The sequence below is a fragment of the Sphingomonas adhaesiva genome (assembly GCF_036946305.1).
Lineage (GTDB): Bacteria > Pseudomonadota > Alphaproteobacteria > Sphingomonadales > Sphingomonadaceae > Sphingomonas > Sphingomonas adhaesiva_B.
In genome coordinates, this window is the sequence record NZ_JAQIJJ010000002.1 from 17,173 (window position 1) to 35,306 (window position 18,134).

Below are 18,134 nucleotides of genomic sequence, written 5' to 3' on the forward strand. Positions count from 1 at the left end.
CGGCAGAGCGTATGGACGATTCGCGTGATTTTGCGGTCGGCGTCGCGACGTCATCGCGCGAAAACTACGTGGCAAGGCGACATGCTTTGCAGAAGCGGATCGGATTGGCCATCACGCCTCTGGCCGGCCACGCCGACTATGCCGAACTGGCGGCCAAGCACCTGGATATCGCCAATCGCCGGGCGAAGATCGAGCGGGATGTGCAGAGTGCGCGCACCGAACTGGCGCGAGGAATGGTCGCGTTTCAGAACAGCGGCATCGAGGATGCTGCGCAGGCTATCATCGAGGGCCGCGATGGTGAGGCGTTCCAAGGTTTCGAGGAATTGAGGGCGCGTGCGGCACGGCTTCAGGAGGAAATTAAGGCGTATTCGGAAGCGCTTCGGATCGTGAAAGGTCAGATGGACGCAATCGCCGCTGAGCGTTCGATCGACGCAGCGGAAGCCGCAGCGCCACATCATCGGAAAGTGGTCGCCGAGATCGCTGATGCTTGCGCGATGCTGATCCGAGCGCTGTCCGATGAGAGCATGATCCGGGACATGGTGACGGCCGCCGGCTACGATGCGCGACTGCCGATCTTCAATTTCGACGCCTCGCCGGCCGTGCTGGAGAGGCATGCTCGCGAGTATGTCGGATGACGTGGGACGTCGGCATTCAAGGATATGCCGCGCAATGGGATGTGGTGACGCAGCCGCTTCGATGCCCTCTCACGGGCGCAGCAAGATCACCCGTCCGCTTTGAACGAAACTGCTTCGTGTACGACCCTGCCGAGGTCGAAATCTGGTTCATGCATAGGCCGCTCCAGTCCTACGGCGAAGGTCACGCGCTGGGATTGGAGATCTGGGAAGACGGCTACGGCTTGGCGTTCTCGTTCAAGCCTCCCCAGTCGGCGCGTTCTTTGGTTCGCGGCATTCAGGATGGTCGCTACAGCGAGTGTTCTGTGGGCTTCTCGTACAAATCGCAGGGCGTGGGCGCGTTCGATAGCGTCGATTGGGCGAGGGTCAGAGAGATCAGCATAGCCCCGCGTGGTGCATGCCCCGGAACGCAGTGCTGGACCTCTCACACCCCGCTAAACCGGTTATCGCCCGCTGCGGCAGCGCTCGCACCGCGCTGGCATGCCGGTCGTCTTCAATCGCTGCTGGCGGAAGGCGAGCGCATCATTCGCGCGGGGCAATCCTGAAATGGACGTTCCCGCGCATGCCGCCTTGTGGGCTATGCATCGTCACGCCCTCATGTCGTTGGCTGTCCGGCAGCAGCTGGCGACCATGCTACCGGAGACGCTATTGCAACTGGCAGGTGCGGTTGGGGCATCGGCTCGCGCTACAGCCATTCCGGGGGCAACTCGCCACGGCACCGTTCTCATCCTGCCCATAGTCGGCGTTCTCGCCCCGGCCGGCATGATGACCGGAGGCACGACATACGACGCGATCGAGAGCCAGGTGCGCAACGGCGCGGCAGATCGACAAATCACGGCCATCGTCCTCGACGTGCGAAGTCCCGGCGGGATGGTGTGGGGATGCGCAGAGGCGGCGGATGCGATCTATGAGACGCGCGCGATCAAGCCTATCGTGGCGGTGGCCAGTCCGTACAGCTTCTCCGCTGCTCATTGGCTGGCAACGCAGGCGGGCAGCTACTTCGCCACCAAATCGGGTGAGGTGGGGTCGGTGGGTGTCCGGTCGGGTCACGTCGACATGTCCGGCTTTGAGGGCAAGATCGGCGTCCGCACGACGGTGATCGCATCGTCACCGGAGAAGATCGCGGCACACCCCTACGCACCGCTCAGTGACGAGGATCGCGCGCAAATCCAGGCGTCGGTTGATGAGCAAAGCGGCGCCTTCGTCCGTGCGATTGCGCGCGGACGTAATATGAGAGCTGAGGCGGTTCACACCGTTCACGGATCCGGCGCGACGTTCTCCGCTCGACGCGCGCAAATTGCTGGAGCAATCGACGGTATCGCCTCGCTTCGCGACGCCGTGAGCAGCTGCACCGGTTCGCGGTCGCGCTCGGCTCTGATGCGGCGGCAAGCGGAGGCCATGGAGCAATCGCTGAAGCTGTAGCTTGCGCGTTACAGACCAGGTGGCCGGTGGCCGGGGGCTGAACGGATCAGGCTTGAGCGCCGCACCGGCCGCCTTAGGTGAGGCGGCAGAGGGTGCTGGTGGCGCGCCAAGTTGGGGCATGCCTGATCCGATCGGAGTGCAGCCGGGCGGCGAGGTTGATCGAGGTCCATGGTGACGCGGGCATGTCAGACGCGCATCCGAGTGGTGACGTCAGCCGGGCACGCTGGCGCTGGCGCGTCAATCGACGTGGCCGGGCAGGCTTGAGCGCCGCATTACTTGCTTCCGGCGCTGCGGCCGGCAGATGCGTCCCGCCGCCCGCACGCCTGAACGGCCGGACCGTATCCGGGTTGCGAGGTTGATCCATACTCGTGCTGACCCGGGCATGGCGGGGGTGCGCCTCGAAAGATTACGTCGGCCGGATGCGCTGGCGCGCCGCTGTGGCGGCCGAGGGCCTTGCGGCTGCGGGCGTGTCGGGCGCGCACTCGAGTGGCGACGTCAGCCGGGCGCTCTTATGCTGCTGGCGGCGATCGGGGCGGCCGGGCAGTCCTGAGCGGCGAACTGGTCGCCTCCGGCGCCCCGGCAGGCGAGAGCCAGCCTGTGCTCTGCCGCGACGATCGAAGTGGCTTGTCAGGCCCAACAAAGAAGCCGTCGTCCGCGGGAGCGCGTACCTGAGGTCAGGCCGGCTCAGAGACATATGTGGTGGACGTCCAGCAAGAGGGTAGATGCCATCTTTACGATCGATCTACAGAACGGTCGTTTTATAGACGCGAGGATGAGCGAGATTTTGCGGTACGCAAGTGTCAGCTGGGGCAATCAGCATATAGCCGCACAACGCCCGTGGTTTGAACAGGCCGGCGCCATCGGTGCTCCACTATTTCTCTGACGAGACGCACGCCGTTCAGTCACAGCCGTTTTCCATCTTCTCGTTTTGCAAACGCCCAACCCATTTCGAATGCTCCGTCGAAATGAGCGATTCGATCCGCTCTACCAGAACCTTGAACGCTGCCGAATCATCGATGTCGTCGTAGGGCCCAACCCTGCCCAAATACGTATACTTCTCGTGACGAAGGGCCTCGCAGGTGGAGCGGTACGTAACCCAGTTGTGCTGCCATTGATTAAGTTGTTGAACCGCTTCTATCACCACAATGAGCCCACCTAGAGTGGCGGCAGCCACATTCAAGCCGTAAAGCGCGCAAATTGGAATGGATGAGGCAACTAGGACCTTACCGATAGTAGCACGCTTATGCCAAGCCTGCGCCGAACCGGACTTTGAATCATACCAGCTTATTTGGCTTTCAAGGCGAGCATAACCACTGTCAGGTTCGGTATGCACTTCAGCCACCATTATGCACCTATCTTTCGCATAAGTGCCGGAACATCCCAGACATCCCAGCTGGCTCCGATATCCCTCATAGGCTGAGGCAGCGTGATCGCCTGTGTAAGGCCGGGAACCCCCATTCCGATGATCTGATTGCCCTTAGCAATGCTTTCCCGAAGCTCCCAAGCAACCCATTCGCTGGTGTGGGTCAAACGGTTAAGAATGCATACTGTCACAGAGGTACGAAGAATCTTCTGCCTTATTCTTGATCTGATGTAGGCAGCGTTCGTGCTGTTGTATGCTGACCGAACAGACTCGTCGTAAAACTCTAGATCATAGTTGGGATTCGCCGCGAGAAGACGCAGGCCATTTACCTGCGGCTTGTCCTCAATCCGAAAGCTTATGAAAACGCGCTTCATTCCCCGCCTCAAATCCGATTCGACAGGCAATCCTGACACATCGAACGGGTCGCAGAAAGCGCCCGGAGCACTAAGTACCGGCCAATGCGGTCTGCACGTTCGCGGCTATCGCGGGCAGTCCAGCCAACTCAGCGATAATGGAGTCCACCTGTTTTCGCTCGGATATGAAGCTGTGGATCCCATGCAGCGTGATGCCGCGCCCCGGCCACGTAGCGTGATGGATGGTGATTCCCATCGCCGCAGCTACGCGCATATCCGCCCCATGTGGGGCAACCCCGGTCAGTTGCTCGAACCGCTTCCACGCATCATCGAGCGCCGCACCGAATGAAGCCGCTTCGCGCGACGTCATTTTCCAGAACGTGCCATTGTGACGGCGGTCCACCCCAGGGAAGTAGACGCTGGTGCCAAAATCAGACGGCGTGACGATTAGGCTGCCACCGAGATGCGGAAGCCGTTTTTCCCATTTCCATGTCATCACACCCTCCGAGTCGATCGGGCAAGAGTATCGGCGGCCACATCTGTGTGAAACACTCGCTGTAGCGTTAGCGCAACTCGGCATAGATCGGTCAACCGTCATTGCGAGATGAAGCGGCTGGTCGTCGCGCGCCCCGCCTGATCGCGGGCGTGTATCTCATCCGCCGCGCGGGCGGTGACGCGACGTCACGTCACGATTAGGGGCGACCTTCCGCAGCGCCTCGTTCATGCGCGATTGCCAGCCGAGCCGGTGGCACGCCAGGGAGCCAGCACGTCGTTATTCAGCCGCGGCGCGACCTGCGTGTTGTTCGAAGTGGTGGCCCCCTTCGGACGGCTGCCGTTCGGGAAGGCAGCGGCGAACGCCGGGAAGTCGCTGATGGGGCGGCCGCGGGCGAAGTCCTCCGCGGTCCATTCGGGGTTGGCGTCGTCAAAGACGACCGGGGGCATATCAGAGGTCATGGCGGCGCATCTTCTGCAGATGAGCGCGGCGCAGGTTGATGACGCGGACGACGCTGTTGCGCATCGTCACCCGCCGAGCAATAGCTCACCCCGCCAATCGTGCCGTACAGGCGGAAGCGCGGTTCCTAGAACCGATCGTCCTGCACGAACACGATCCCGGCCACTCAGGCGGCGCCTGCGGGCTGCGCTGGACGCTACGCGCTCGTACTTAAGCGAGTCCAACCGTCATCGAGCGTCGTCAATTTCCAGATCATCGCGGCTGCCTTGTTTGGGAAGTCGATCCGCAACGAGTGATCCGTCTGCATTCGCACAGGCGCGTCGACCTGGTCTGCCACGCGACGCCTCTCAATGCGCAGGTCTGTCCCCTTGGGATAGGGGCGGGTGAATCGTACCGTCATCGATCTGTCCTATGGTGCGACTTTGCGAAGCGCTTCGTTCATGCGCGACTGCCAGCCGGAGCCAGTCGCCCGAAAGCGCGCCAACACGTCCTTATCGACGCGGATCGTGATGCGTTCCTTGTCCGACCCCGGCGGGCGACCGCGGGGCTTTGCGAACGCCGCCAGCACCTCCGGGGGCAGTACCTCCGCGGCCGGGCGAGCGCGGGCGAAATCCTCGTCGGTCCATTCGGGGTTGTCGTCATCGAACACAACGGGGGGCTTGTTAGAGGCCATATCGGCGCATCTCCTTTGCGTGGGCGCGGCGGTAGCTGATGACGCGGACAGCGCCGTCTCGGACGGTGAAGACGAGGCAACGAGCTTGCCCGGCGGCGTACCCAAATGCCCGGAAGCGATCCTCGCCATACTCGCGGCGATTGTCGATGGCGACGGCTGCCGCGGCCAGTTCGAACCCGGCGGCATCTGCCAGCGACAAGCCATGCTTGGCGATGTTCGCAGCGTCTTTCGCAGGGTCGAAAACGATGTTCACGTTTTTATTGTATGCACAAAAATGGCTGCACGCAATGAAGAAGTTGAACAGAATAGTTGCGCTGAACGCTGGGCACCGATCATCGGGGCGGCGGATAGCCTCCCGAAGGCAGCGGCCTTCTGGCGATCCGCTCGCGAGCAGTCGGGGGAGCGTAAACACCTCCACTCCCCTGTGGCCGGCAACCAAGTGCCTGAAACAGGTCAGGACTATCGCTGCGTCGCGGATGCGCACTGAGCATATCGTGCTGGATGGCCAAGCAACGGTGGTCGTTTGCGTGTACCGACTGCTTGTCTGGCCTTAGTAGCTCGTCGAAGATCGTTCCCGCTGACAGCAAGATGATAGCCAGACACAAGCCACGCCAGCCCCGGCCTTCAACAAAGGAGAAAAGGGTTTCCAGCGCAATGAGCGTCGCGACTGCCACGCCCGCCAAGCCAGCGCGGGTGTCAATGGAAGCCGCGGCTATGTCTGGTTGCAAGAAGAACGCCAGCAGGAGGGCGGGCACCCCATAAATCGCAACGATTTCACGGCGAACTTCATTAGATGATCGATCCATGTGACACGCCCTCTGCGAGCGAAGTGGATGGCACGCCATGCCGGCTCATGAAAACCGGAAAGCAAGGTCGCCAGAACGCTCTAAGAAGAAATAGATAGCGCTAGGCCGCCACGTTCGGCACGCTCGACGGAACATGACGCTATCATCCGACACCTCTTGGGCTGATGCCGTTCAAGCGCTTGTCAGTCTAGCCGCGTTTTTTGCGCTTCCAGCTGCTGCGACCACCGTTTGGAGGTGGTGGCGTTATAGCATCAAAGTCACGATGACGCCAATCGACCCCGGCTTCCATGGCAGCTCTAACACGTGGCAGATTGAAATACTTAATCGATCCTTTAGCAAGATTCATAGCTTCGCAGCGATCGTCATTCCTCGACGCCCTGGTATAAATATCGTTTTCGCGACCATCCAAGGCTCTAACGACGGCGGCTTTTACATGAAGGAAGCAAAGCTCTCTGATGGAGCGTTTAGCTTCGATATAGAACGCATTGGCCCGAGAAGAAGAAAGCACTTTCTAGTTCGCGCCACTGGAACTACTGAATTACTTGCCCAAGGCACAAACATAGCCACAAGAAATCGTAGATCTTATAAGGCAGGCACCGCCTCTCCTTCTGATATACTGATCACATCCCACCTCCGCTTGATGATTTTGATGCTCTACTTCGTTCTTGGCACTCTGGTCGTGATCGGTCGACTCTTATATCTTGGGACCTGAATATTTTCGCCAAAGGCGACAATTTATAGCTTTGCCGATTGATCCCACGGCGATCGGCGAGAGGCGGCATTTCGAGGCCAAGGGAACTGAGGGCGGTTTTGACCGGCTCGGCGTCGACCATGCCCGCTTAACCGACCGATATCGTCGATACGCGAAAGATTTTGCGTAAGCTGAACGATGTGTCGTTGGGGCCTGATGGAAGGACGGCAGCATCAATGCGGCGGCATGTCGCGCGGAAGCGATCCCCTTGTGGGAGGATGGCTTGCGCTTAGTGTTCTGAAAAGGCACATAGTCCGTGGGCCTGAGAAACCCGGACCAGTGATAGCGATCGAACCGGTTGGCGCCGGACCTCGATCGTGACGGCAAGCTTGGCGGCTTTGCCTGCGGTTGCGCTTGGCGGCGCACCGACTTCGGCTTCGTAGCCGGGGTCGACGTGTCATGTCCAGCGCGTAAGCGTAAAAGACGTCGGGCTTGTCTCACTGGCAGGTTTCTCAACCCCGGCGACCGGCCGAACCGGTCAACGGCCCTGAGAAAGCCGTGTGCCAGTGAGACGAAATCATGTTCATGGAGAAAATCCCACCGCTAGACCCAAGCGTCGTGCGGGTGGTGCAGCGCGCGCGTCGCCTGGATCGCGCCCAGGTCGAATATGTCGTGGAAAGCCTGATTGCCGTGCTGGACGCGCGTGATGGCGACGTGGACCTTGAGGACAGTGAAGCCAGCGAATGGCAGGTCAACGATCGCGGCCGGCGGCTCGACTATCACAGCATCGGCCAGCATCGCGGCGACGACGATCCTGACACCTGCGATCGAGCATGGATCGAATGGGACGGTCGCGAGCCTTTCGCGAGGCGGCGTGCGCTGCACGAGCTGCTGGGCGACGGCGCCCACGAGGATGACGAGCCGAACGGCGATGAGTGCGACGGCAGCTGGCATGCGGAAGACGAGTTCATGGCGCATGAAGCCGCCGGGCCGGGCTGTGACCTGTCCGATCCGGGTGGCTGCGCTGTCGGTGAGGACGACGAGCCGGGGTGCCTCGAATTGTTCGAGTACCATCGCGTGCGGCTTCGCGCGGCGCGCTCCAGCAAGGACAAGACGTGGGGAGGTAGGGCCTACCGACTGCGCGACCACGACAGGCCGGGGCGGAGTGTGGCGTGGTGACGCCCGCGGAGGCTACCGTGGTCCGCAACATGGTGGATCACGCCGAGGGGCTGCGCCAGCTTTGCCAGCTGGTGGCCACCGCCCTCGATGCCGAGCCGGCGCGCGACGGCATCGGGCACGCAATCGAGGCGCTGGGCTGGATGGCGGGGGAAATCTCCGAGAACCTGTCCATTCTCGCCGATCCAGCAAAAGTTTGATGACCCTGCCCCGCTCGCGGCGCGAGCGGGGCGGCAGGAGCATTCCATGATTTATGGTTTTGACTTTTGCGACCTTTGGTCACATCATGGCTGCATGACGAAGTTGGTATTGTCTCGTGGCGATCTCGTGCAGCTGTCTGGCGCACCGAATGATGCCCTCACCTTCTGGCTCCGGCAGGGCCTGATAGTGCCTATTGAGGCCGCAGACGGTGCGAAGCGTCACCTCAGGTTCGAGCGTCACGAAGCTAAAATCGCTGCGATGCTGGCCAGCGGTCGCAGGGTCGGTCTCAACGTAGATGCCTTACGGGTGCTGTCGTCTGCGCTTCGAACCGCATTCGAATGGATTGAGGCCCACGCGGTTGAGCGGTCCGAATGGGAGGCTATGGTCGACGAAGAAAGCCGGGTGGCCGATTTGGCGCCTGGGCTTGCATCGCAGGATCTTCACAGGGAACCTACCGAGCGCATCAAGGCGCTCGTCGCAGACCTGCTTCAAGGTCCAAGAAACATTCGCGACATCATCTTTAATCTCCTGATCGTTGAGGGGGTGATTTCTCTGAACAGAGAAGATGATGATAGTTGGTCCATAGGGATGATGCCCGACAACGAAGGCAGCCTCCCGTTCGCGACCTGCGTACTTTTCGACATCAAGAAAACTATCGGAAGTATAGTTTGGACACGAGAGGTTGGACGATGAGTCAACTTCTCACTGATGCGCAGGTCGTAGCCGAATTTGGCTTACCGTCTACTCGGACATTACGGACCATGCGAGCGCAAGGACTTCCATTTCTAAGCTTCACCAAGCCCTTTTTATACGACCGCGAGGACGTGGAGCAGTTTATCAAAAATTCGAAAGTTATCACATGCCAAGAGCGAACCGCGGCGCATACCTTACCTTCGTCCGCAAACGGAACAGCTGGTACATCCAGTGGTACGAGAATGGCGCTAAGCGCCAGCGCAGCTGCAGCACGACAGACAGCACAGCAGCTGAAACGCAGCTTGCGACCTTCATCATCGAGCGCGCACGAATCGAACGACCAGATGGGCCGCGTGATCCCAGTCAGTTTCCCGTCGCCGACGCGCTAGCCCTCTACGGCGAGGAGCAAGCGCCACACACAGCCGCGCCGGCTCGGATCGGTTACGCGATTGACGCCCTGCTACCCTTTTGGGGCGAGACAATGGTGAGCGCCATCACGCAAGAGACTTGCCGCGCTTACGTCAAACAGCGGGCTCGATCAGACGCGACTGTCAGGCGAGAACTTGGCGTGTTGCGCGCGGCGCTGAACCTTTCGCATCGGTATGGCCGGCTAACCCGTGTGCCGCACGTCTTCCTTCCGCCTAAACCGGAGGGCAAGGATCGCTACCTGTCCCATGCGGAGGCGGCGCACTTACTCCATGCGGCGGTGCGAACTCGATCGGATACCCGCCTATACCTCCCGCTATTCATCGTCCTGGCGCTTTACACTGGCGCTCGAAAGGAGGCGATCCTCTCGCTTCGCTGGCATCAGGTCGACCTGGCCCGTCGCATCATCCACTTCGATAAGTCGGGCAAGCGCCAGACAGACAAGCGTCAGCGACCGGTTCCAATATCTGATCGGCTATTGACGTTCCTGACGCTCGCGAAGCGTAGAGGATCGGACCTTGGCTACGTCGTGCACCGCGATGGTGAAAGGATCATTGACATCGGCGACGCCCGCAACGGCAGCTTCGGTCGCGCGTGTAGGCGGGCCGGACTGACCGATGTCACTCCTCATACGCTTCGCCACACCTGCGGAACGTGGATGGCGCAAGGCGGCGTTGATCTTTTCATGATCGCCGGATGGCTGGGACACAGCGTCGCGAAGACGACGGAGCTATATGCGCATCACTCGCCGGAGTATCTTGCCAGCGCGCGCAAGGCGATGGATCGGCGGCCATGACACGTCTCCGCTTTGTCCCCGCTTCGTGCGTCGATTCACGGCTTGTTCCGGCCATTGACGCGAAGAAAAGGGGTGGAAATCCTCGTGCTTTGGGTCTAGGCGTGTTCTCCGAAGGCAGAGGCCACAGGTTCGAATCCTGTCGGGTGCGCCATGATATGGTTGCGGCCCCCTGGGCATTCGAAAGGTTTCGCCCATGGCCCGCACCGGCGCCGCGCCGCGCAACGTCGTCTTCATCAGCCGGCAGCGGCTGGTCGGCGCGACCAACGGCAGTTCGGCCTATCTGCTCGATCTGGCGAAGGCGGTGCGCGACGCCGGCTTCGTGCCGCATCTGGTGCAGCCGTCGCCTACCGTGGCGGGACGCTGGCCGGTGCTGTCGCTGCGCCCGGAGATGGACGTGTTCGCCAGCCACCGGATCCGCGGGCTGGTGCGCATCGGGCGGCGCTTCGTCACCCCCGCACCGCACGTCTATGCCGCGATCGCACGGTCGCTGGTGGCGAGCGCGGGGCGGCGGCTGGGGTTCAGCGGCGCGTGGACCGAGGATCGCAAGCTGCCCTATGCGGTCGCCATCCCCTGGACCGCGGCGGATCATCGCTGGCTGGCGCAGGCGGCGCGCGGCAAGGCGGACATCGCGATCGCGGACTACATGTTCTGCGCGGAGGGGATCGCCAGCCTGCCCGACCCGGCGGTGCCCAGCGCGATCGTGATGCACGACCTGTTCCACGCGCGCAAAGGCGGCGGCGCGGATTCGGTCGCGCTGGTGACCCGCGAGCAGGAGGTGACGATGCTGTCGCGCGCCGATGCGGTGGTCGCGATCCAGCCGGCCGAGGCCGCCTTCGTCGCGGAGCATGTGCCCGCCACGCGCGCGATCGTGGCGCCGATGGCCGCCACCCCGGTTGCAGCGCCGCAGCCGGGCGAGCATGACCGATTGCTGTTCGTCGGCAGCAACACCGCGCCCAATGTGGTCGGGCTGCAATGGTTCTTCGACGCGGTCTGGCCCGCGATCCGCGCCGCCTGTCCACAGGCGACGCTGGACGTGGCTGGCACCGTCGGCCGCGCGTTCGACAGCGCGCCCGAGGGGGTGCGGCTGCTCGGACTGGTCGACGATCTCGACCCGCTCTACACCCGCGCCGGGGTGGTCATCTCGCCACTGACCTTCGGGTCGGGGCTGAAGATCAAGCTGATCGAGGCGCTGGCGCGCGGCAAGGCGATCGTCGCCACCACCATCACGGTCGAGGGAGCCGAGCGCGAGACCGAGGACGCGGTCCACGTCACCGACGATGCCGCGCGCTTTGCCGACCATGTCGTCGCGCTCAACCGCGATCCCGCCGCGCGCGCCGCGCTGGCGCAGGCCGCGCTGACCGCCGCGCGCGACCATTATTCGGCGCAGAGCTGCTACGCCGCCTTCGTCGAGTGGCTGCGCAGCGCGGCGCGCTGAGACGTCACATGTTGCCGCGGCCGGTGGATACCACCTTCAATAGCCCGGCGAAGCACAGGAACAGCGATCCGATCCCGGCCAGCCCGACGCCCAGCGCGACGTTCATCTTCTCCTGATGCATCAACACCCAGTCGTCGCGCCCCGGCGTCACCGCGAACGCCCAGCCGATGAACAGCGCCGCGGCGATCCACAGCACGCCGCCGGTCAGCGCGAACAGCGTCGTCAGTCGCGACCGGCTGGTGTAATTGCGCCGCGTCATGCCCTCTCCTCCCCATAAAAGCCGGAACGCCGCGCTCTGATCGGCGCGGTCGCCCCGTTCTAAAACGTCAGCTGCGCGGACAGCAGCCCGCGGTTCTCCGTAAAGCCGAAGCCCTGCACCGGCGACGTGCGCAACTGATGGCTCAGCGTCGCGCGCAGCGAGAGGCGGCGGTTGACCAGATAGCGCGCGCCGAGGCGCCCGCCGAGTTCGTGACTGCCCGCGATCGGCCCGATCGGCTGAAGATCCGAATAGCGCAGATAGCCCGACAGGATCAGGTTGCGCAGCAGCTCATGATCGACCGAGGTGGTCAGCTCGGTCACCTGGTTGCCCGCGACGTTCACCTGCGCCGCCTCGTCGACGCGGCGATCCGCGGTCACCCGGATCGAGGTGAGCGGGGTCACGTTCCACAACAGGTCGCCGCCGAACGACAGGCCGTTGGCGCTGGACAGCCGCGGATCGGAATAACGCTGCGACAGATAGCCGGCTCGCAGCTCGCCATAGAGCAGGCTGGTCAGCTCGAAGCGGAAGCCACCCTCCACGCGCGCGCCGCGCGAATCGCGGATCAGCGCCAGTGGCTGCGTCGCGGTAGGACCATCGTCGGGATAGGCGTTGCGCTGCGCGGTCCCGCGCACCAGCGCACTCACCCCGGGGCGGAATTCATAGGCGATGGTCACGCCCGCGCTCACCGAGTCGACGTTGCGGAACGCCTGCGACGCGAACTCGCCGGTCAGCAGCGTGACATCGTCGTAGCGCAGCCGCGCCGCCGCGAAATTGGCGGTGACATCGATCCGCCCCAGCGACTGCTCCCCCGTCAGCGTGCCGCGCAGCCGGTCGTAGCGCAGCGGCGACCGCGCGCCGATCGGACTGTTGTAGCTGGTGCGGTCCTCCGCACGATGATCGGCATCGAATTGCGCGCTGACCTTCGTATCGCGCGAGATGTCGTAGCGGCCCGACAGCATCGTGCCATATTGCGTGACGTCCTCGCTCGGGACGCGCGCGTGGACGCTCTGGTCGACGAACACCTCGGTCGCCAGCGCATGGCGCGAGAAATTGGACTGCAACCGGGCGCGGCCCTGCACCAGCGCGAAGACGTCGCTCAGGCGGTCGTCGCGCGTCGCGCGGACGTTGTCGGTCGCGATCACGCTGGTCGTGAGCGAGGGGAAGAGGAAGAACGAGCCGATCCGTCCGCCGATCGGATAATATTCGGGGCGGATGCGATCGGCGACGCCGATATTCTCCGGCACCGTCTGGTTGGGGCCGGCATTAGGCTGCGCGGGCGGCAGGTTCTGCGCCGACGAGGGAGCGAGCGACTGGGCCGCCGCGGGCGTGCCCGCGATGGCGAGCGCCACCGTCCCCAACATCACCAAACGCGCCACTCGCTTTCCCCTTGTCGTCTCCGTCGCTTGTAGCGAACGGTGGCGGCCGACCACAAGCCGCCGCGACCGCGGCAAAGGTGGTTAACACGCGATCCACCGTCCCACGTAAGGGCATGTCAATGATGAAGGCACAGAAAGGATCGCGCCCCGTCAAAGGAACCGTCATGGCCCTTCCCCAGCGCCGCTCCTCCGCCGATCCGCGCCGCCGCCGCGCGTTGCGCCCCGGTCGCCTGCGGGCGGTGGGGATGGAAGGCGAGCTGCGCCTCGACGGATCGGCATCGCCCGCCCGCGCGATGCAGCACCAGCTGGTCCATCGCTGGGAACAGGGCGTCGTCGACGACACGTTCGGCCCGCGCTATTCGCGCGCAACGCGCGTCACGCTGCTGATGGGCAGCGCGACGATGCTGTGGGTCGGGCTAGTCATCGCGGTGCGGCTGATGCTCGGCTGACCGATGGCGGCGTCGTTCGGCCTGTGGTGGATCGCGCACAAGGGCGCGCTCGTTACCGCGCTCGGCCTGTCGCGCGACCTGCTGCACCTCGCGATCGGCGGGCTGGCGTTCGCCGTGTTGCTGGGCGTGCTGCGCTCGCGCGCGGGCGCATGGTGCGCGGTGCTCGCGATCGAGCTGACGAACGAAGCGGGTGACCTGATCACGGGGCTGGCGCTCAGCGGCGACGCACGCATCGGCGATACCGTCAGCGATATCGCGCTGACGCTGCTGGTGCCGACGATCCTGTGGTCGTGGCTGGTCGCGATCGATGCCTGGTTCCCGCGCGCGCACCGTCGCCTGGGCGCCACCCGTCGGCGGCGACGGGCCGGACGACGGCGCGCCGCGCGCCCCGCCGTCCTGCCCGCCTGACACCTGCCAGCCGCCCCCTACCAGCCGTCGAACACCGCGCGCACCGCATCGCGCAGGATGTAGATCCCGCCATAACCGGGCGAGGCGGTGTTGATCACGCCGGGATGCAGCCCGTCGCCCGTGGCGACGTCGGAGGTGGCACCCGTGGTGGTGAGGTGCTGGGACGTTGCCCCCGCCCCGCCGTTCCCGCTGATCCACAATCCGCCGTCGCGGGTCGGGACGTTGGCGGCGTTCACCTCCACCGCGTCGGCCGCCTCGAACACCCGATCGACGCCCACGATGTTGCCCGCCCGCAGCGCTGCATTGACCGTGGCGCGCGGTGAGGACGAACCGCCCACGAACCCACTGTTGGTGTGGACGGATTGCGCGCCCGCGGTGCGGAAGCCGTCGGTCGAGGTGGTGCGCGGGGTGAGCGTGGTCCAGGTCACCACCACGCCGGGCACCGCATTCTTGAACCCGCGCGCGATCGTCGAGATGTCGGCCTGGATCTGCGCCGCGCTGCGTCCCCCCGACACATCGTTGATGCCCCAGTCGCAGAAGACGTGGGTCACCCCGACCTTCGCCAGCAACGCCGCGCGCCGGGTGAACGCCGCCGGCAGATTGTACATCGCCGCCGTGCCCGAGATTCCCAGGTTGAGGACCGGGTAGCGGCCCGCCGCGGCCTTCGCGAAATAGCCGGCGTTGCCGTGACCGACCGCCGCCGGGTCGCTGGCGTCGTTCGCCCCCATGATGATGGAATCGCCGACCGCCGCGAAGGCGCGCGCGACCGGCGTCCCGTCGAACCCGGTCGCCTTCACCGCCACCGGACCATAGCCGCGCCGCGTCGCCGATGCGGTGGCGTTGGTGATCGTCCCGCTTTGCGTGCGGTCCACTCCGGTGTTGAAGTCGACCGCGTCGCCCAGCCCCGACGCGCCCGACGCCATGATCAGATAGGCTTGCGGCCAGCGCCCGCCCGACGCCACCGATACCCAGGTGCGCACCCAATAGAGTGCCCCCGCCGGGATCGGCGTCGCCAGCACCGCCTCGTCGCTTTCAGCCAGGCTGGCCGTGCCGCTCGCCGGGATCGCCACCGCCGCGGTGCCGCCGAAGGCGAGCGGGGTGAAGGTGCCGGCGGGATATTCGACCGCGGCCCGGACGGTGATGCTGTTGTAGCCGTCCTGCTCGCTCGTCGCGGTCGCCATCCAGTTGACGAAATAGGCACGCAGGCGGGTCACCGTCGCGCCGGTCTCGTTATAGCTGCCGATGCGCGCGTTGCTGTCGGTGTCGGTGCCGTCCGACCCGGTATAGCCGTTGAAGCCGGGCTGAGCGTGGCGCGACCCCATCAGCAGCGCCGCGGGCGCCGCCGCGGCCGTATCGTCGTTGCCAATCGTGGCGGTCGCGGTCGCCACGTCCAGCGGCACCGTCGCCGTCACCGACAACCGCAGCGTCTCGTCCGCCTCGACCACAGCATCGCCCGCGATCGACAGCGTCACCGTTTTCACCGTCTCCCCCGCCGCGAAGGTGCCGCTGCCCGAGGGCAGCACCCCGCCCGCGAAGTCGCCCGGATCGACCGGCGCAGCGCCGGTGCCCGCCACGCTCCAGCCGAACGCGACACTGCCCGTAAAGCCGTTGCGCGCCAGCGTGACCGTGAAGGTCGCATTCGTCGCGCCCCCCGTCCCCTCTGCGATCAGCGTCGGGCCGGTCACCGTCAATTGCGGCATCGTGCCGCCGCCGGCGCCACCGCGCCGGATCCCCAGGTCAAGCAACCCCATCGCTCACCACTCCCGGGCGGCGAAGCCCTGTCCCGTGGTCGCGCCGACGATCGACACCGCCCCCGCCGGCACGCCGTGGACCGGAAATTCGTAATATTGCCCCGCCGCGATGCGCAGCGCGGGCTGATCCGCCACCGCCGTACCGGTCGGGTTGATCCACAGGTCCGCCGCCGACACGTTCTGGACGAACAATCCGCGCCGCACCGCGTTGGCCGCCGCCAGCACCTGCGCGGTGCCGCCCGCCGCGATCGTACCCGAACGGTCGACATAGGCCACCGTCGTCGCGCGCATCGCCGCGGGCAGCGGGTGCGCATCGTCCACCGCGACCGCCACCGCACCCTGCGCCCCGAAACTCAGCGCCACGCTCGGCACATAGCCGGCCGGTACTTCCACCACGGGATTTCCCATCTGCTTTCCCTCCTCGATCGAATCAGACGTTCTCTCTTTGTTCCCATCGGGGTCGTGTAGGACAGCGCTTTTTTTTGCGGCGCGTGATCGGCGGAATGGCAGGCGGCAGTCGATGTCATCGCATGCTCACGCCATGTTAATCGCGTCCGGTCCACGATATAGGGCAAGACGGGCGGTCACGAGACGATAGGAACAGGGCATGACGCGGGTGACGAAGACGACGGGCGGGGCGATGCTGGCCGCGATGCTGGCGGGCGTGACGGCACCGATCGCAGCCACGGCCCAGACTGCCCCGACCGGCACCGCTCCGGTCGCCACCGCCCCGGCTGCCGCGGCGTCGATCCAGGCGCCCGTCGCGCGCGATACGGAAGCCGGCTATCGGCTGGGCGCGGGCGACAAGCTGCACATCATCGTCTTCGGCGAGGAATCGCTCACCGGCGACTTTTCGGTTTCCAACGGCGGCAGCATCGCCTTCCCGCTGATCGGGACGGTCGAGGCGAGCGGGCACAGCCTGGCCGATGTGCAGGAGATGATCCGCTCGCGCCTCGCGGCGGGCTATCTCAAGGATCCGCGCGTGTCGGTGGAGGTGATGGAATATCGCACCTTCTACATCCTGGGCGAGGTCAACAAGCCGGGCCAGTATCCGTATCGCACCAACATGACCGTCGAGCAGGCGGTGGCGACTGCGGGCGGCTACACCTATCGCGCCAATCGCAAGAAGTTCGTCATGTCGCACGACAATGACGGCAGCGAGACGAAGCTGCAGTTCAAGGACGCCGGCGGGCTGCGCATCCAGCCGGGCGACACGATCCAGATCCTGGAGCGGTTTTTCTGACGCTACGCCGAACGGAGGGTTGCCGCTGAGGCGGCAACAAATTTCCTTACAAAATCGTTATCATTCATGGCCCCTGTCCCAAAACGGGTCATCGCGTCCAAGCAACGCTCCGTCGTGCGCTCGCGACGATCAACAATGCTGTGCGCCCGTGCCATCCCTGCCCTCGGCACCGCAAATACGCGCGGTTACCCCCGTCATATCTCGTCCAAAATGGGTAGCTACACCGCCGGAAGGAGGAAGTAATCCCGATACTATAGCTCAAGGATACTCAAGATCGGACATAATCGTTAACAATTGTAATCTTCATACATCCAAGAAGATACACAATCTTCGCTCGTATATCACTCGATCTTCTATCGAGTATCTTTACGCGACAACGCTTGCGCCCCGCCATCGGCACCGCGTTTACCATGATCGAAAAGAGGCATACCTTCGGAACCAGCCCCACCGTCAGACATTCGACGACCATCGCGGTTAGCGAAATATGAAGATGGGCTTCAAAAGGAGGATACGACATGGCTCTCGTTGATGGTGTGACCACGGCTCCCGATTCGCGCGGCATCGTGCAGGGCAACGGCGGCGCACAGGACAAGGTTGCCGGTGGTTCGGGCAACGATCGCCTGCAGGGCAATGCGGCGTTCAACCAGATGTACGGCGGCGAAGGCAACGACACCTTCATCCTGTCGGCGAAAGGTGCCTATGGCGCTGGCGCGCATCAGGGCCAGTCGAGCGCGTTCGGTGACCAGTTCGCGTACATCACCGACTTCGGTGGCGCCGGCGGCTATTCGTCGACGAACAACGACTTCCTGGCCCTCTCCGGCTTCGGCAAGGCATCGACCCTGACGCTGGTCGACACCCATGCCTCGGGCACGCCGGGCGCGCTGCTGCTGCAATATGCGCTGACCGACAGCAACACCGGCGCGGTGTTCAACATCCTGATCAACTCGGTCAACGGCAAGACGCTCGGCCAGGGCGACTACGCCTTCTATTGATCGCCGACTCAGGTCGAACGAGGGGCGGGACAGCGAT

The 18,134-nt window shown here is 64.1% G+C and carries 23 protein-coding genes; 13 read left to right on the forward strand and 10 right to left on the reverse strand.

All coding sequences use genetic code 11. The features are described 5' to 3' along the window. Nucleotides 1-11 precede the first annotated feature (11 nt). Genes PGN14_RS00225 through PGN14_RS00235 form a run of 3 tightly spaced genes read left to right on the forward strand, consistent with a single transcriptional unit; the run spans nt 12 to nt 2,054 of the window. Nucleotides 12-635, forward strand: coding sequence for a hypothetical protein (locus tag PGN14_RS00225; protein WP_335297387.1), 624 nt, complete (start codon nt 12-14; stop codon nt 633-635). Further along, the gene (locus PGN14_RS00230) at nt 632-1,177 is read left to right on the forward strand and encodes an HK97 family phage prohead protease (RefSeq protein WP_335297389.1); all 546 of its coding nucleotides are present in this window, start codon (nt 632-634) and stop codon (nt 1,175-1,177) included. The genes PGN14_RS00225 and PGN14_RS00230 overlap by 4 nt, the downstream gene beginning before the upstream one ends. Then, nucleotides 1,113-2,054 (forward strand): S49 family peptidase, encoded by a 942-nt coding sequence (locus tag PGN14_RS00235; protein ID WP_335297390.1) that lies wholly within the window; start codon nt 1,113-1,115, stop codon nt 2,052-2,054. The genes PGN14_RS00230 and PGN14_RS00235 overlap by 65 nt, the downstream gene beginning before the upstream one ends. A gap of 898 nt (nt 2,055-2,952) precedes the next feature. On the opposite strand, the gene PGN14_RS00240 is transcribed toward PGN14_RS00235, so the two are convergent. The 6 genes from PGN14_RS00240 to PGN14_RS00260 form a co-directional block, all read right to left on the reverse strand. After that, nucleotides 2,953-3,399, reverse strand: coding sequence for a DUF4231 domain-containing protein (locus PGN14_RS00240; protein ID WP_335297391.1), 447 nt, complete (start codon nt 3,397-3,399; stop codon nt 2,953-2,955). Next, the gene (locus PGN14_RS16800) at nt 3,399-3,791 is read right to left on the reverse strand and encodes a TIR domain-containing protein (protein WP_443019420.1); all 393 of its coding nucleotides are present in this window, start codon (nt 3,789-3,791) and stop codon (nt 3,399-3,401) included. The genes PGN14_RS00240 and PGN14_RS16800 overlap by 1 nt, the downstream gene beginning before the upstream one ends. Before the next feature lie 70 nt (nt 3,792-3,861). Continuing rightward, on the reverse strand, nt 3,862-4,266 hold the full coding sequence (locus PGN14_RS00245; protein ID WP_335297392.1) for a hypothetical protein: 405 nt from the start codon (nt 4,264-4,266) through the stop codon (nt 3,862-3,864). Nucleotides 4,267-4,490: 224 nt separating this feature from the next. Next, nucleotides 4,491-4,724, reverse strand: a complete 234-nt coding sequence (locus PGN14_RS00250) for a BrnA antitoxin family protein (RefSeq protein WP_335297393.1) — start codon at nt 4,722-4,724, stop codon at nt 4,491-4,493. A 407-nt stretch (nt 4,725-5,131) separates the two neighbouring features. Next, nucleotides 5,132-5,371: a BrnA antitoxin family protein gene (locus PGN14_RS00255; RefSeq protein WP_335297395.1), complete on the reverse strand. Its 240-nt coding sequence runs from the start codon at nt 5,369-5,371 to the stop codon at nt 5,132-5,134. A 13-nt stretch (nt 5,372-5,384) separates the two neighbouring features. Beyond that, entirely contained in the window at nt 5,385-5,807 is a 423-nt protein-coding gene (locus tag PGN14_RS00260) for a BrnT family toxin (protein ID WP_335297396.1), read from the reverse strand. Nucleotides 5,808-6,463: 656 nt separating this feature from the next. Between PGN14_RS00260 and PGN14_RS00265 the strand changes: the two genes are divergently transcribed. From PGN14_RS00265 to PGN14_RS00290, 6 genes are all read left to right on the forward strand, one after another. Then, nucleotides 6,464-6,913: a hypothetical protein gene (locus PGN14_RS00265; RefSeq protein WP_335297397.1), complete on the forward strand. Its 450-nt coding sequence runs from the start codon at nt 6,464-6,466 to the stop codon at nt 6,911-6,913. A gap of 558 nt (nt 6,914-7,471) precedes the next feature. Next, on the forward strand, nt 7,472-8,071 hold the full coding sequence (locus PGN14_RS00270) for a hypothetical protein (protein ID WP_335297398.1): 600 nt from the start codon (nt 7,472-7,474) through the stop codon (nt 8,069-8,071). A 17-nt stretch (nt 8,072-8,088) separates the two neighbouring features. After that, the gene (locus PGN14_RS00275; protein ID WP_335297400.1) at nt 8,089-8,268 is read left to right on the forward strand and encodes a hypothetical protein; all 180 of its coding nucleotides are present in this window, start codon (nt 8,089-8,091) and stop codon (nt 8,266-8,268) included. Between the two features lie 46 nt (nt 8,269-8,314). After that, complete coding sequence (locus PGN14_RS00280; protein WP_335297402.1) at nt 8,315-8,962, forward strand: hypothetical protein; 648 nt, start codon at nt 8,315-8,317, stop codon at nt 8,960-8,962. A 166-nt stretch (nt 8,963-9,128) separates the two neighbouring features. After that, the gene (locus tag PGN14_RS00285; RefSeq protein ID WP_335297403.1) at nt 9,129-10,184 is read left to right on the forward strand and encodes a tyrosine-type recombinase/integrase; all 1,056 of its coding nucleotides are present in this window, start codon (nt 9,129-9,131) and stop codon (nt 10,182-10,184) included. Nucleotides 10,185-10,377: 193 nt separating this feature from the next. Continuing rightward, a complete protein-coding gene (locus PGN14_RS00290) occupies nt 10,378-11,619 on the forward strand; it encodes a glycosyltransferase (protein ID WP_335297404.1) in 1,242 nt (413 codons plus the stop codon). Between the two features lie 4 nt (nt 11,620-11,623). On the opposite strand, the gene PGN14_RS00295 is transcribed toward PGN14_RS00290, so the two are convergent. Then, nucleotides 11,624-11,878, reverse strand: coding sequence for a hypothetical protein (locus PGN14_RS00295; RefSeq protein WP_335297405.1), 255 nt, complete (start codon nt 11,876-11,878; stop codon nt 11,624-11,626). Nucleotides 11,879-11,937: 59 nt separating this feature from the next. Then, nucleotides 11,938-13,254 carry an outer membrane beta-barrel protein gene (locus PGN14_RS00300; protein WP_335297407.1) on the reverse strand — a complete coding sequence of 439 codons (1,317 nt, stop codon included), beginning with the start codon at nt 13,252-13,254 and terminating at the stop codon, nt 11,938-11,940. A gap of 164 nt (nt 13,255-13,418) precedes the next feature. Here PGN14_RS00300 and PGN14_RS00305 point away from each other — a divergent pair, with 164 nt between their 5' ends. Together PGN14_RS00305 and PGN14_RS00310 are read left to right on the forward strand one after the other, a co-directional pair. Then, complete coding sequence (locus PGN14_RS00305) at nt 13,419-13,703, forward strand: hypothetical protein (protein WP_335297408.1); 285 nt, start codon at nt 13,419-13,421, stop codon at nt 13,701-13,703. 3 nt (nt 13,704-13,706) lie between these two features. Further along, on the forward strand, nt 13,707-14,111 hold the full coding sequence (locus tag PGN14_RS00310) for a hypothetical protein (protein ID WP_335297409.1): 405 nt from the start codon (nt 13,707-13,709) through the stop codon (nt 14,109-14,111). 17 nt (nt 14,112-14,128) lie between these two features. Here PGN14_RS00310 and PGN14_RS00315 read toward each other — a convergent pair whose 3' ends face one another. Then, nucleotides 14,129-15,862, reverse strand: a complete 1,734-nt coding sequence (locus PGN14_RS00315) for an SGNH/GDSL hydrolase family protein (RefSeq protein WP_335297410.1) — start codon at nt 15,860-15,862, stop codon at nt 14,129-14,131. 3 nt (nt 15,863-15,865) lie between these two features. Next, complete coding sequence (locus PGN14_RS00320) at nt 15,866-16,258, reverse strand: hypothetical protein (protein WP_335297411.1); 393 nt, start codon at nt 16,256-16,258, stop codon at nt 15,866-15,868. A gap of 211 nt (nt 16,259-16,469) precedes the next feature. Between PGN14_RS00320 and PGN14_RS00325 the strand changes: the two genes are divergently transcribed. Continuing rightward, the gene (locus PGN14_RS00325; protein ID WP_335297412.1) at nt 16,470-17,105 is read left to right on the forward strand and encodes a polysaccharide biosynthesis/export family protein; all 636 of its coding nucleotides are present in this window, start codon (nt 16,470-16,472) and stop codon (nt 17,103-17,105) included. A 515-nt stretch (nt 17,106-17,620) separates the two neighbouring features. Next, nucleotides 17,621-18,097: a hypothetical protein gene (locus PGN14_RS00330; protein WP_335297413.1), complete on the forward strand. Its 477-nt coding sequence runs from the start codon at nt 17,621-17,623 to the stop codon at nt 18,095-18,097. Nucleotides 18,098-18,134 lie beyond the last annotated feature (37 nt).